The organism is Neptuniibacter sp., assembly GCF_024231755.1.
Classification (GTDB): Bacteria; Pseudomonadota; Gammaproteobacteria; order Pseudomonadales; family Balneatricaceae; genus Neptuniibacter.
Window position 1 is genome coordinate 1 of the sequence record NZ_JAAEQH010000238.1, and the last position, 13,219, is coordinate 13,219.

General features: G+C 43.8%; 10 protein-coding genes. 5 read left to right on the plus strand and 5 right to left on the minus strand.

The features are described 5' to 3' along the window. Nucleotides 1-194: 194 nt before the first annotated feature. Nucleotides 195-449, minus strand: coding sequence for a HigA family addiction module antitoxin (locus GY843_RS12505; RefSeq protein WP_297310133.1), 255 nt, complete (start codon nucleotides 447-449; stop codon nucleotides 195-197). 51 nt (nucleotides 450-500) lie between these two features. Here GY843_RS12505 and GY843_RS12510 point away from each other — a divergent pair, with 51 nt between their 5' ends. Together GY843_RS12510 and GY843_RS12515 are read left to right on the plus strand one after the other, a co-directional pair. Continuing rightward, nucleotides 501-986 (plus strand): DUF2489 domain-containing protein, encoded by a 486-nt coding sequence (locus GY843_RS12510; RefSeq protein ID WP_297310135.1) that lies wholly within the window; start codon nucleotides 501-503, stop codon nucleotides 984-986. Between the two features lie 4 nt (nucleotides 987-990). After that, nucleotides 991-1,365, plus strand: a complete 375-nt coding sequence (locus GY843_RS12515) for a hypothetical protein (RefSeq protein ID WP_297310137.1) — start codon at nucleotides 991-993, stop codon at nucleotides 1,363-1,365. Here the strand turns inward: GY843_RS12515 and GY843_RS12520 are convergent. The 3 genes from GY843_RS12520 to GY843_RS12530 are packed head-to-tail and all read right to left on the minus strand — an operon-like array spanning nucleotide 1,351 to nucleotide 7,100. Next, on the minus strand, nucleotides 1,351-3,996 hold the full coding sequence (locus tag GY843_RS12520; protein ID WP_297310139.1) for an ATP-binding protein: 2,646 nt from the start codon (nucleotides 3,994-3,996) through the stop codon (nucleotides 1,351-1,353). The genes GY843_RS12515 and GY843_RS12520 overlap by 15 nt on opposite strands. Then, nucleotides 3,993-4,949 (minus strand): ABC transporter substrate binding protein, encoded by a 957-nt coding sequence (locus tag GY843_RS12525; RefSeq protein WP_297310141.1) that lies wholly within the window; start codon nucleotides 4,947-4,949, stop codon nucleotides 3,993-3,995. The genes GY843_RS12520 and GY843_RS12525 overlap by 4 nt, the downstream gene beginning before the upstream one ends. A 30-nt stretch (nucleotides 4,950-4,979) precedes the next feature. Next, nucleotides 4,980-7,100 (minus strand): TonB-dependent siderophore receptor, encoded by a 2,121-nt coding sequence (locus tag GY843_RS12530; protein ID WP_297310143.1) that lies wholly within the window; start codon nucleotides 7,098-7,100, stop codon nucleotides 4,980-4,982. Between the two features lie 323 nt (nucleotides 7,101-7,423). Between GY843_RS12530 and GY843_RS12535 the strand changes: the two genes are divergently transcribed. Continuing rightward, a complete protein-coding gene (locus GY843_RS12535; RefSeq protein ID WP_297310145.1) occupies nucleotides 7,424-7,687 on the plus strand; it encodes a hypothetical protein in 264 nt (87 codons plus the stop codon). A gap of 22 nt (nucleotides 7,688-7,709) precedes the next feature. Here GY843_RS12535 and GY843_RS12540 read toward each other — a convergent pair whose 3' ends face one another. Next, nucleotides 7,710-9,854, minus strand: coding sequence for a bifunctional diguanylate cyclase/phosphodiesterase (locus tag GY843_RS12540; protein ID WP_297310147.1), 2,145 nt, complete (start codon nucleotides 9,852-9,854; stop codon nucleotides 7,710-7,712). A 507-nt stretch (nucleotides 9,855-10,361) separates the two neighbouring features. Between GY843_RS12540 and GY843_RS12545 the strand changes: the two genes are divergently transcribed. Beyond that, a complete protein-coding gene (locus GY843_RS12545) occupies nucleotides 10,362-12,089 on the plus strand; it encodes a hypothetical protein (protein WP_297310149.1) in 1,728 nt (575 codons plus the stop codon). Nucleotides 12,090-12,123: 34 nt separating this feature from the next. Further along, complete coding sequence (locus GY843_RS12550) at nucleotides 12,124-13,089, plus strand: IS5 family transposase (RefSeq protein ID WP_297310150.1); 966 nt, start codon at nucleotides 12,124-12,126, stop codon at nucleotides 13,087-13,089. The last annotated feature ends 130 nt before the right edge of the window (nucleotides 13,090-13,219 follow it).

The window sequence follows — 13,219 nt, forward strand, 5'->3', positions numbered from 1 at the left end:
CCACTCTAAGCTATCACTACCTCAACAAACATCGCGGTGAGGACACCGCTCCCACAGGTAGAGCAGTGTAGTCAGAACAATGTAGCTAATCACTCTCAGCCTCAGTAGTTCAAGACATTGAGGTTATACTGCTTTTCCTCGTCCCTAGCAGCTGCGAAGCAGCCTTATTGCCACTCGTAGCGAAGCGTGCTGCCTCATAAGACTTTATCCAGAGAATCTTGATAATCCTTCTGAATATTCAGCCAGAAATTATGTGTAGTGTTGAAACCTTTAGATAGTTTATAGGCGAGCTCATAACCTATAGGTTCTGCACCTGAGAGTATTTTCTGAAACAGATCAAACTCTATCTGGCAAAGCTCAGCAGCTTCTTTAGCACTGATTCCTGTAGGTATCAGGTATAATTCGTTGATCATATCGCCTACACTTGGCGGCCCATTTAGAATTTTCATATATCTGTATTGTCTAATTTAATTACAGTAGGTTAACGGGTTTTTTCTCATATGTCTCAGGATGTTATCTATCTATTAATTGCTTTCGGAATTGTAGTTTGTGCTGTATCACTTTTTTATATCCGAAAACATCACTCAACTATCCAAAATGCTAAGGCAGAACAGGAACTTCAAGATGAGAAGGTACGACAACGTTACGAGGAAAAAAGGGCGTATCTCATAGAGAGTATTCAGGTTATATCTAAAGCGGTGGGTAATGATGAAAAGCTTACATACACTGAAGCCTGTATGCGCCTTACTGCATTGTTAGAAAGTTTGGCTCCTCATATGCTTCAGCACGCAGACTTTTCTGTGATTTATGAGGTTTATAAGCGAACTGAGCATATACCTATAAAAGAAGAGTGGAAGAAACTTTCCAAACAGAAGCAGTGGACTTACAAAAAAGAGATGGCAAAAGTTGAATCTGAGTTTGCCAAAGATGTCGAAGTGGCTGCACAACGTCTGGCGAACTACGATTTCGACACAATGCTACACTGATGTTATGGAATTTGTTGTTGTTTTTCTTATAAGCTTTTTTGTCCTTATCGGTGTTGCGTTAGCCTTCGCTTTTGGAAAAACTCCTGCTTATCGCCCTTCCCGAACTGATATTCTTCAACTTCTGGGCGATGTGATTAATAAGAACGCCAGTGTAGAGCGCTGGGAGCTTTTCCTTTCTCTTCCTATATCTAATGACCCGGCTTTGGAGAATATAAGGCAGCGTTGTCTAGTTATAGCATTCGGTGATGATCAGACTCCAGCAGCAGGCGAAGGGATTAATGGTGCTATTCTCGATAAGAGAGGTCAGGCAAGATTGCGAGAAGTTATGATGAGTTTAGAGACGTTAATCGCTGAAGAACCTGGCTCAAAGTGGTTCTGAGTGCTGATACTGTTCGTGCTCAATAAGGCGTTTTAGCTGCCAAAGTTCTTTCCAAATCAATTTCATATCCCCGCAGACTAATGCCTCATGTAGGTTATGACTCGATACTTCTAGTTCTGGAATCTCATAAAGCCCGGCAAGACCGCTTAATTGATGGCTGTGATGGCGCATCAATTTTACATCGGATTGATTAAATCCATTCATAATACCTTCAAGTTGTTTATGCAGTTCACTACTCAGCTCATCATTACTGATATCGTACTGTGATAATTGAGTAGTTTCTTCACGAGCGGCAGCAGGTAGAGGGAAAGGGTCTTCGTTAGAGAGGAACTGTTCTATTATGTGGCATAGTTCACGATCATTGATCGGTTTTAGTAGAACGTGGTTTACCCCAGCTTTAATCAACTTCTGATGTTCGCTAGATATCACATTTGCAGTTAGCGCAATAATAGGTGTTTCGTGTTGGGATATGCGGATTTTCCCGGTTGCTTCTATTCCATCCATAACAGGCATGTGCACATCCATCAGGATGATGTCGGGCCTTAGCGATAAGGCTTGCTCTACAGCCTCTTCACCGGTTGCTGCTTCAATAACTTCGCAGCCACTTTGTTCCAATATGCGTTTTATAAGCAGGCGGTTGAAGTCGTTGTCTTCAGCTACGAGTACTTTGGCTTCGGTGTGAATGTTGGTGTGATTCGATTCTTGTTCTTCCGGTAGCTTGTAGGCTTCAGGGGTTAACGCATTATACAGCAGCTGTGTTCTAGCAGGTTTCCGCAGCTGAACTAGTTGTGATGAGCGGGGTAGAGGTAGGGGTTTTGGGCTAAGTACGATGATTGGTCCGCTTGTTTTATCGGCTATGGATTGAATAGCTTCAACATCATCAGAATCTCGAGCACTGGCATTTACTCCCCATATGACTGGAGCCAATCTGTGTTTTTCGTTCTCAAGTCTGAGTGCTGCATAGCTATCGACTTCTATTAAGTGATCACTAATGTTTATGAGCTGGTTTTTTAATCCTGCCCGGATCATTGGGTTGCGATCGAAAATTATGAGAGTGTCGATTCTGTTTCTTGGTCGGGTCCGTTGACGTGTACTCGCAGCAAATGGAATGTTGAGGAAAACTTGTGTTCCTTTACCCTCTTCGCTTTCCAATCTGATGGACCCGGCCATCAATTCTGTCAGGCGTTTGGCGATTACTAGGCCTAAGCCGGAGCCTCCATATTGTCTGGTGATTGATGTATCTGCCTGGCTAAAGGCTTTAAATAGGTTTTTAGCGCGTTCAGGCGGAATTCCCGCCCCGGTATCTTCAACGACTATTTGCAATTCGCAATCGATAGAGCTGTGATTCTTGCTGGTAACTGTAACAGACACCTGTCCTGACTTTGTAAATTTCACCGCGTTACTGACCAGATTAGTGATGATCTGGCGCATACGGACGGGGTCTCCCACTAGATATTTAGGCGTGTTTGGAGCGATAACCGGGATGAGTTCAAGGCCCTTTTCATGCGACGTTGCGGTTTGCATCTCCATGACATCCATGACGCAGCTTTCAAACTCAAAAGGTATGTGTTCCAGCTCTATGGCGTTTGATTCAAGTTTCGAGAAATCGAGTATGTCATCAATAATGGAAAGCAGTAAGCCGGAAGTGAGATTGATAATGCGTGTGTATTCTTTCTGATCGTCTCTGAGCTCAGTTTGATCTAGTAGGCGGGTAAATCCTGAGACTGAGGTGAGGGGGGTTCTCAGCTCATGGCTCATACGTGCCAGGAACTCATCTTTTGCCTGATTGGCGTTATCCGCTCTTTTTCGTGCCTTGTCTAATGCCTGATTCTGTTTTTCCAGGTGGACTAATGTTGAGCGTAAGCGCTTGGTCGATTTTTCGACTCTACTTTCCAGTGATTGATTGGACTCCTGTACTCTCTGTGCAAGCTTATTGATCCCTTGAGCCAGTGAACGCAGTTCTCCTGTGCTGGAAATACTGGCTCTTGTTTCTAGGTGGCCATGTTGCAGCATCTCTACAACGTGAGTTAAACCTAGTACAGGGTTAGTGATGCGTTGGCCAAAGCGTGAGGCGATAAAGAATGTAACCAAAAGACCTGCTAAAGCGAGGAAAATACCTTTGCTTAAAATTTCAAATTGCCTTTGCTGGGTCGGCAATTCTGAAAGAATGATTACAACCCAGCCGATAAACTCCGGTTCAGTTTCTTCTGTAACAAAGTCAGGGTTATCTATTACATCAACACCGGTCGCAACTACTGGGTGAAGGAAATAAACCTGATTATTTTTGAATAAAGGGTATCCCGCGTCTTTATTGAGTGGCGGCTTCCCTTCCTGCCCCCTGGCAAGAATCTGGAATGAGGGATTAAGGAAAATAACGTCATCTACTTCATCTGCTTTAGCTGAAGAGCGGATTAAGCCTTGAAGGATTTCAGTATTGCCTGTTAAAAGTCCAAATTCTGCAGATGAAGCCATCATCTGGCTCATAATCCTGCCTTTTTCTAGGAGGGCGCTTTGAGCATCGTCAAGACGGGTGTTGATAAAGTAACCACCCAGCAGCAGGGTTATCATTAGCAAAGGAAGCAGAGTAATAACCAGAACTCTCTGCCTGATACCCTGCGTGAAACCACTCATTTCTCAAGCTCCATGAGTTTCGCTTTAATAGAGTCTACTGATGGTAGCTGAACTTTTAATGATTTCGCTGCTGTAGGGTTGGTAGCTACCGAAAAATAGGCAGGATACTGCCCAGCCGGTAATGTTTTGCTGCTAGTGGTTTTATTTACAAGCTCAGCGGTCTGTTTACCAATACCTTTAGGTGTTGAATACACAGCAGCAAGCGCCCCTGCATCAACATACTTTTTAGAGAAACCTATCAGCGGAATTCGTTGCCTGAAGGATATGTAGAGTACCCACTTGGCCGTAGTGCGGTTGAAAACAGATTTGTCAGGAAGTGATAAGAACAGGTCCGCCCCACGAATTAATGGTTGCAGCTTGTGGATTGGGTTATCCGTCTCTTCGAGGGTTTCATACTTTAGAGAAAAATTATTTGTATCGGCTGCGTTTTCCAATAGTTGTAAATCGTTTTTAGAGTTCGGGCCTAGTGCTGTAGCCACTATTTTTGCCTGTGGCACTATTAAGCGTGCTAGTGATAGCTGTCGAGAATAGGGCTGATCAAGGAAAATGGCAGTAATGGTTTTTTTTCTGGTCCGAGTATGGTTTTTATATTTATCTAATAGGGCAAGAAATGTCTGCCGAGGAAGGAAGCTGGCATATAGCTTCTGCTCAGCGGGTATCGATGAATAAAGCTTGTCAGCAGCCTTGGAACCGATGGCCACCACCTCCTCGAAGTTGGAGGTGTTGAAACCATCTGTTTCTAATTCTGAAAGAGTCGTTATTCTTGACGGGGCATCGAGAGTAGCAGCGATGCTCTCTGCTACCGTCTGATAACTATCGAGCTGCCGGCTGAGCACAATCAGGCTCTCAGCGTAAACCGGAGTTGCTGATAAAATGAAGCTAAGTACTAAACCGAGTAAAGGCATTAGCCTCAACTGGCAGCCTTCATATCGTTTATAATTCTTGTTTGACACTTCTACAATCCATTGCAGTTTTTCTTCATCTTAATAAGTTAGTTTAAGCTGTAGATAAGCTCTTCGGTCAAAATCGTTGTATCTATAAAATTCTGAATAACGTTTATCAAACAGGTTTTGAACAATGAACGTCATTTCCAATTTGTTCGTTTCGTCCAAGAGAAAATCTTTACCGAAAATTAAATCCGTGCGCGTGTAATTGTTACGGGGTGAACCCTTGCTGTAGCCTTCTAACCACTCTGTGTGATCTAAATAGTAGAGTGCGAGCCCTAGTGAAATATCTTTTACTGGCTGGGTATTTAATAGAACCGATGCAGTGTGTCTAGGGGACCGGGTGTCCAAACTATCGGCGTCAGGTTGAGCTGTTAAGCTGCGTTGACCCCGGTGCCGCTCTCCCTTGGTATTGTTATAACCGTAATTCAACATCACACTGGAGGGGAATGAGGTTGGCAGTTCAGATTTTAACTGGAACTCGAAACCTTTATTGCGCCACTGGGCAATATTTGCACTTGTGGACGCACTACCTGGGTTGCCTATGAAAGTGTCTTCAGGGGTTATGAAAAATAGGCTATCAATACCCTGGCTGATCTTTTCTTGGAAGATTTTAAGGTCAAATTGAGTATTATATTTTGGCCAGATTTTGATGAAACCTATCTCAAAAGAGTCATTTTCTTCTGGATCCAAGTCATAGTTAGAAGTCGCGTTTATGTCAGTACCGGCTCCCAGAGGAAAAACAATTTTATTATTTACCCCTAATTCCAAAAGGGAAGGAAGTCTTTTAGCTTTAGTGAACGATGCTCGGATTGAACTACTACTATCAATCAGATAGTTGGCTGCGATGCGCGGAGAAAAGGCGCTACCTGAGATGTCACTATTTTCCAGCATTGCTCCAGTATTAAAAACCCAGTTGGAGCCATGCTTATACTCCCAGTTGCCAAATAGGCGGAAGCGATTCTCATCCACCCAATCAGTGTTATCTGCTAGGAGTGCTTCACTGAAGACCTTTTGGTAGCGGGCTCCAGTACCTAGAATAAATGATGAATTGTCGCTGATGCTGGCATTATAACGGAACTCTATATCATGGAGATCCATTTTGCCGTGTTCGGTATCTTTATATATTCCTGTAGGGTTAAGAAGGTTGGTTAGAGCTCCTACGCCTTGAGGGAGGGGGCCAAACGCACTTTCAAGTAACAATTGCAGCTCATCATCACTATATGTAGGGACTTCAAGGTTCAAGTAGTTGTGATAATAGCTAAGGCTGAACTCGCTGTTATCTTCGCTTACCCTGTGCCAATTAATCATCTGATAGTTAGAGTCATGGTCGCGTTGAACGAAACCGGCCTCGTCGGCAGTCTCACTATCACCATCTCCTCTATAGGCATAACCTTTGCTGGCTCCTAACTGAAGTTCAATAGTGTCAGTTAGGTTAGGCGTAAAAGATGACATGAAATTTATATACTTGTTTTGTCCGGCATCCTCAAAGCGGTCAATACCATCATTCTGATGGTAGCCTGCATTTAAAGTGTAATTCATAGTATCAGTACTTGAGCTATGCCGAACTGAATAGGATTCGCTTCCTAGGGCTCCGTGAGTTGTTCTTAATTCGGAGTTTAAGTCTGCGAAAGGGGCACGAGTCACAATATTTATAGCACCTAAGAATGCATTTGAACCTTGGGTTGGTACATTCGAGCCCCGGACAACTTCTATATAGTCGATATCATGCACAGAGACTCCCAAGGTTTCCCACATTACAGTTGAAAGCAGGGGGATATAGACAGTACGACCATTGATCATGACCTCCAGTTTGTTTGGGAAATCATTGGACATACCATGATAAGTCACACCGTGTTTGTTGGTGTGCACATCGAAGGCTTGCATGCCTGGAACTAGGCGAAACAGATCTGAAACTTTTAGTGCACCTGATGCTTTGATTGTCTTTTGATCAATAATGGTGATCGATGCAGGCGCTTCAGTAAGCTTTTGTGGGAGGTATGTTGCAGAAATAACCTGCGGTATATCGATAAAAATATCTTCTTCAGTGAAGCCAGGAAGTTCATCATCTAAAGCATAGGCCGGGTAGGGCAGTATAGGACTGCTAAGAACTAAGGTTACTATAGAATATTTGAGAGCTTTCCAGTATGGGTTTTCCATGTACTGCATCCTGATAAAAAAGCTTACGGTTCTGCCGCTAAGGTGTTTCAGATTTTCCGGCCGATATAAATAATTATGATACCCATAATGATGGCTTCAATGATGAATCCATTATTTTCAAGTATCCAATTCATCTTAATCCAAGAGTTTTACTAAAGCAGGCCCCTATAATAGCTGTAATAGCTAAGCAAATGAACAATTCCGTTTTTTCTTAGGGTGATGCCCTAATACTTTTTACCATGTTTTATTGATATACATGAAAACCCTTATTTTTCGTTGTATGATCTCACTTGTCATTGCATTTGATAAGGCAGATAAAAGATATGTGGTCAGTCGAAGGACAGCAGGTTGTGCATCAATCTGGTCTGTCGATTGAGGTTGTGGACGGGACGTTCTCCAACCCGATGAATCTTTCCATCAAAGGTGACAATGGACTGTCTGCTCCGGAGCTAGCATTAATGATTCGAGAGGGGATCGATTATGCAGCATCACAAACTTCTTCGAGAACTTCTAAGTCGAGTAGTAAAAGGCTTCCTGATCCGGTGAATAAACCGAAGAGGCCGGTACTAAAGCTGAAACGCTCCTGATTCGTTTCTCTCTGAAGATCTGTTACGTCAGCAAGTCTTCAAAGTCATTAGCACTAACTGGCTTGCTGAACAGGTAGCCTTGGGCGTAGTTACAGTTTTTACTTTGTAAGTAACTGCATTGCTTCTGGGTTTCTACTCCTTCGGCAATGACGTCTACATCGAGTGCGTGAGCCATAGCAATGGTAGCTTCTATCAGTGCGGGAACGTTACTATCCGTTTCAAAATCCATCATGAAACTACGGTCAATTTTGAGGGTGTGGAAACGGTAGTTGCGCAGATAGCTTAGAGATGAGTAGCCTGTTCCAAAGTCATCCATGGATATCTGAATTCCCAGCTCGCTGAGATCAGCGAACGCAGTTTTAACCGCTTGCTGATTACCGAGTAATACGCCTTCTGTGATTTCTAGATTGAGGCTGTGCCCGGGTACTCGGTGAGTATCCAAAGCTTTGTTTATCTGTTGAATCAGAGTGGGATCTCTGAACTGCAGTGGAGAGAGGTTTACTGCTATTTCGAAACTGCGCTCAAATTTATCCATCCAGAGCTTTGTGGTTTTCAAGGCCTCGTTCAGAACAAAGTATCCAATCGGTACAATGAGACCACTCTGTTCTGCAATAGGAATAAACTCATCTGGATTTATCTGCCCCAGTACGGGGTTGTTCCAGCGTAACAATGCTTCTGCACCGATCACTCTTCCGCTTTCTACTTCTATGACAGGTTGGTAGTTCAGGCAAAATTCATTGCGGCTGAGTGCGCCGTGCATCTGCTCTTCTATTTGTAGTCGCCTCTCTATCCCTTTATTCATATCTTCAGTGAAGAAGTGATAGGCGTTACGCCCTTGGTTCTTAGAGAAGTACATCGCTGAATCAGCGTTTCTCAGAAGAGTTTCCGGATCTTCGCCATCGTTCGGATAGATAGATATTCCAATGCTTGAAGTGAGTAGAAGTTCACGCCCTTTCAGTTTGAAAACGTCACGGAAACTTTCCAGCAGATTTTCTGCTATGGGGCGGACGTCCACCTCATGCTCTAAGTTATTAATCAGAACAATAAATTCATCGCCACCCAGTCGCCCGATAGTGTCACTGCTGCGAATAGTGGATCGCAATCTTGTGGCTGATTGGATTAAGAGTTCATCACCGAGGGCGTGACCGAGAGTGTCGTTTACCTTCTTGAAATCGTCCAGATCAATAAAAAGTACTGCGATTTTCTTTGCAGTTCTTTTGGCTTCTTCAATTAGAAGATTAAGTCGGTCCAAAGCCAGAAAACGGTTGGGTAAGTTAGTCAGGCTATCGAAATGAGCCTGATGGATAATATGTTCTTCCTGCTGCTTCTGCTCGGTAATGTCCTGTAGGGTCTCTACCGCGCCAAGCACCGCGCCGTCTTCGCTCAATAAGGGGGCGGCGGTAAAGAACAGCCAACGCCCGTTATGCATATGGGGGAAATAGTCTTCGGCTTCATAGGCGCCAGGAATCAAAGCCGACGGCCGGAATTTATTTCCATAGTGGCGTTTTATATCCTCATTGAGAGCACCACTTAATACTAGATTGGCCATTACCGGGCGTGGTTTGTCGTAGAAGCCTGCCCAGGTATTTTTAGTACCTATGGTTTCCAGTGCAGTGATGCCTGTGAGCACTTCACAGGCTTTATTCCAATGAGTAATCGTGTGGTTAGAATCAATCACAAAGCTGGCGATAGGGCTGCCAACCATGATCTGTGCTAGTTGTTGCTGGCTTTCCTTAAATGCAGCTTTAGCCCTTTGCAGTTCAGTTATGTTAGTACCGATTCCTCGATAGCCACTGAATTTACCCTGTTCATCAAATATAGGTGTGCCGCTTACAGAATAGCGTTGCAAATTTCCTGATGCATCGTAGATGTCATATTGAAAATCGATGAATGGTTCATGTTTTTCACAGCAGGCCTTATGTTCTAGCATGTCCTGATATGAGGAGGAGCTTATAGGCATATCCCAGCGCTTTTTGCCAATAAAATCGCTACGGCTGCGGTTGATTCGATCGATGCCAGTGCCGGAAAACTCAACAAAGCGGAGATTGCTATCTTGTTCCCAAAACCAGTCAGATGAGAGCTCGGCGAAATCGCGTAACCTCTCGTTCTCCTGCTGGAGCTCGAGAATTGTTTTACGGCTATTTGAGTGTAAGGGTATGGCGCTCATAAAGTTCTTATTATATTAAGAGCTAAACACCCAAAGGCCCTTTCAGGTATCTATATCTGTTTGTTAATAAGGAATTATCGTTCAACTATGAGTTGCTGTTAATAAAACTTTAGAAGGGAACTGGGGTTTAGGCAAAAAAGAGGGCGGCTTTTAGAGGTAAGGGAGGCTGCTTTTTAGGCATTTAGAATTCTGCTTCCCTTCTACCCATTGTTTTATTCCATTATTGTTTGGCTTGGCATAAGTGTTTCTTGCTTGGCCATGGTTCTAAGGGGAGTTTGTAAAGTGAACATGGAGGTCGAGCCCAATGATTAATCATCACCGTTCACGATCTCTTGATTATTTAGTTTAGGCCTCTTAGCTGTTTCAGTCATAACAGCGAACTGTGATCATGGGTATTCATTAGTCATAAAAACACAAGAATCATAAGTTTGCAGCGCGACAGGCTGTTTTGAATAGTTAGTCATTAGACCGTAAAGCATTGCATGATTATTAAGGGTACGATTAGTTATGAAAAAGAAGCAGGTTTCAACTTCTAATGTCGGCTTCACACTGATAAAAGCCGCTCCTGCTAAGGGATATTTTCACGCTAGACGTCAACAGCAGATTAATCTGGATGCATTGATTGATGAAAACGGCAAGGATGATCCGTTGATGTATCAGATTTATTCCCTACTTAAACCTCATCTGCCAATAGATAAATTCTCAAGATTAGTACCTGATTCATTGCACGCCAATCATGGTATTGCCAGTCTTCAAATCCTGTCATTAATTGCAGCGGCTCTTCAACAAGCGGCTGGAGACCTGGTGATGGAGCATGCCAGCGTAAGCGTCAATGGCACATCTGAAGATGGTAAGAAAATAGTCAGGATGACTCTACCGACACTATTGCCCAGATTAGGAATCGAAACGGTGAGGTGGATATTAAACTTTAAAGATAAATGCCAAAAAAGTATGCCTGATAGTAGTGATAAACATATCATTGCAAGTGAAGTGGAATCAGCCATCAAATCACTTAATTCGTACTCTCTTAAGGGCTATAACCCCATAAATTTTGTTCGCTGGGCTTATGAACATCAGATTCCATACCTGCTTCTCCCTGGCCACCTCATTCAGTATGGCTATGGCAAAGGTTCGCGACGGTTCATGAGTAGTTTTAGTGATGAAACTTCGTTAATTGGTTCAAATATAGCGCGAAATAAAATGACATCTAATAACCTGTTGAAAATGGCAGGTTTGCCTGTCGCTGAACAGGTTCATGTATTAGATCTTGCAATGGCGAAACTTAAAGCAGCGGAGATGGGTTATCCGGTTGTTATTAAACCTGCCAGTCTTGATAACGGTCGGGGCGTGTATCCCGGAATCTTCTCCGAAAAGGATTTAGGGCACTGTTTTGATTTGGTATTGGAACATTCGAAAAGTGTTATTTTGGAAAAACACATACCCGGAGACTCATTTCGTGTAGAAGTTACAAAAGGCAATATTATTGCTATTCGTCAGCGGATCTACCCGGTAGTTACTGGAGATGGAAAGAAGACGATCGAAATGTTGGTCGCAGAATTAAATGATAGTGATCAACGTTCGGATTCAGATTTCAGTGCTCTGAAAACAATTGCAGTTAACAGTGAGCTTATTTATTTTCTCCAGCTCACAGGAAGATCCTTGTCGACTGTACCAGCTAACGGCGAGACAGTCCGTTTAACGCGAACTTCAAATTGGTCTCAAGGAGGGAGTTCGGTACCTTTTACCGAGGATATTCACCCGGACAATGTTGAGCTTTGTATCGAGGCTGCAGAAGTAATAGGTCTCGATATTGCCGGTATTGACCTCATTACTGATGATATTACTAAGTCATGGAAAGAAACCGAAGCGGTTATCTGTGAAGTAAATGCACAGCCTCAACTTGTTGAGGTGATATTGGATCATTATTGCACCGAACGAGCCCCGGTCGTAATAACAGTGGATAATGATTCGTCAAAAACCAGCAGTAGTGAGGGTTTTATGGCTCAGGCGATTAAGCGAAGTACGGAACTTGTTTCAGGACGAATAACAGTCAGTGATTTGCGTGAAAATGGTTTTCCATTGGCCTATATTGATGCGCTGGTATTGTCCGAAAACATTACCCGCCATCCTGATTTGATGGGTGTCTTAGATATAGCTGTTGCACATGGTGTTCCAGATATTCTGGCTTCCAATACGCATCCATTAAGGAACATGCGATTAAGTCCCTCAGTATGAGAGAATCTGCACTTTGATGTGCTGAGGGCTATCTATGGATCACCAACTCTCCTTCGCTGACAGCGAGTTCAACAACAAGCGTCGCCAAACCCGCAAAGAGAAGTTTCTCGGCCGCATGGAAAAACTGATTCCCTGGCAGCGACTGGAGTCAGTGATTGAGCCTCACTATCCAAAGGCCGGTAACGGCCGTAGGCCTTATCCATTACCAATCATGTTGCGCATCCACTGTATGCAGCAGTGGTACAGCATGAGCGATCCAGCCATGGAGGATGCACTTTATGAAATTGCCTCCATGCGGCTATTTGCTGGTTTATCTCTGGATGGATCAATACCTGATCACACTACCATCATGAACTTCCGCCATTTGTTAGAGCGGCATGGCTTGGCACGAAAGATTTTCAAAGAGGTTAGCACCTGGCTGAACGAAGCTGGCGTGCTAGTAAAAGAAGGAACATTGCTGGATGCGACGATTATCGAAGCTCCTAGCTCCACTAAGAACAAAGCCGGTGAACGTGATCCTGAAATGCACCAGACTAAGAAAGGGAATCAATGGCATTTCGGAATGAAAGCCCATATCGGTGTTGATGCTAAAACCGGACTGACGCACAGCTTCACGACCACTGCCGCCAATGAGCATGACCTCAATCAGGCTGGACAGCTTCTTCACGGAGAGGAGGGCTTTATCTTCGCAGACAGTGGTTATCGTGGTGCAGAGCATCGTGAAGAGCTTAAAGATGTGAAGGCTGACTGGCACGTTGCTGAGATCCCCAGCAAGGTTAAAGAGCTGAAGAAGCATCCGCGTATCAATAAGGTTCAGCTAAAAACTGAGTATCTGAAAGCCAGTATCCGGGCTAAAGTTGAACACCCGTTCAGGATTATTAAGTGCCAGTTCGGCTTTACCAAGGCTCGCTATCGTGGGCTGATGAAGAACGACAGTAAGTTAGCGATGCTGTTTGCTCTGGCGAACATTGCTCGCGTGGATCAGATGCTACGAGCGTAGAATAAATCCGTCTGCATGCTGAGAAATCGGTATGCAGACGGTGATAAACGATCAAATATCGGGCAATTACGCCGTCAATTCTGCCTGATCAGAAAAATTGCTCAGAAGGTGGGACTAGATCGTAGGTTCC

Bases quoted from the DNA above. Each gene is read 5' to 3' on its own strand.
- GY843_RS12505 (WP_297310133.1), bottom strand. From the start codon at position 449: ATGAAAATTCTAAATGGGCCGCCAAGTGTAGGCGATATGATCAACGAA.
- GY843_RS12510 (WP_297310135.1), top strand. From the start codon at position 501: ATGTCTCAGGATGTTATCTATCTATTAATTGCTTTCGGAATTGTAGTT.
- GY843_RS12515 (WP_297310137.1), top strand. From the start codon at position 991: ATGGAATTTGTTGTTGTTTTTCTTATAAGCTTTTTTGTCCTTATCGGT.
- GY843_RS12520 (WP_297310139.1), bottom strand. From the start codon at position 3,996: ATGAGTGGTTTCACGCAGGGTATCAGGCAGAGAGTTCTGGTTATTACT.
- GY843_RS12530 (WP_297310143.1), bottom strand. From the start codon at position 7,100: ATGGAAAACCCATACTGGAAAGCTCTCAAATATTCTATAGTAACCTTA.
- GY843_RS12535 (WP_297310145.1), top strand. From the start codon at position 7,424: ATGTGGTCAGTCGAAGGACAGCAGGTTGTGCATCAATCTGGTCTGTCG.
- GY843_RS12540 (WP_297310147.1), bottom strand. From the start codon at position 9,854: ATGAGCGCCATACCCTTACACTCAAATAGCCGTAAAACAATTCTCGAG.
- GY843_RS12545 (WP_297310149.1), top strand. From the start codon at position 10,362: ATGAAAAAGAAGCAGGTTTCAACTTCTAATGTCGGCTTCACACTGATA.
- GY843_RS12550 (WP_297310150.1), top strand. From the start codon at position 12,124: ATGGATCACCAACTCTCCTTCGCTGACAGCGAGTTCAACAACAAGCGT.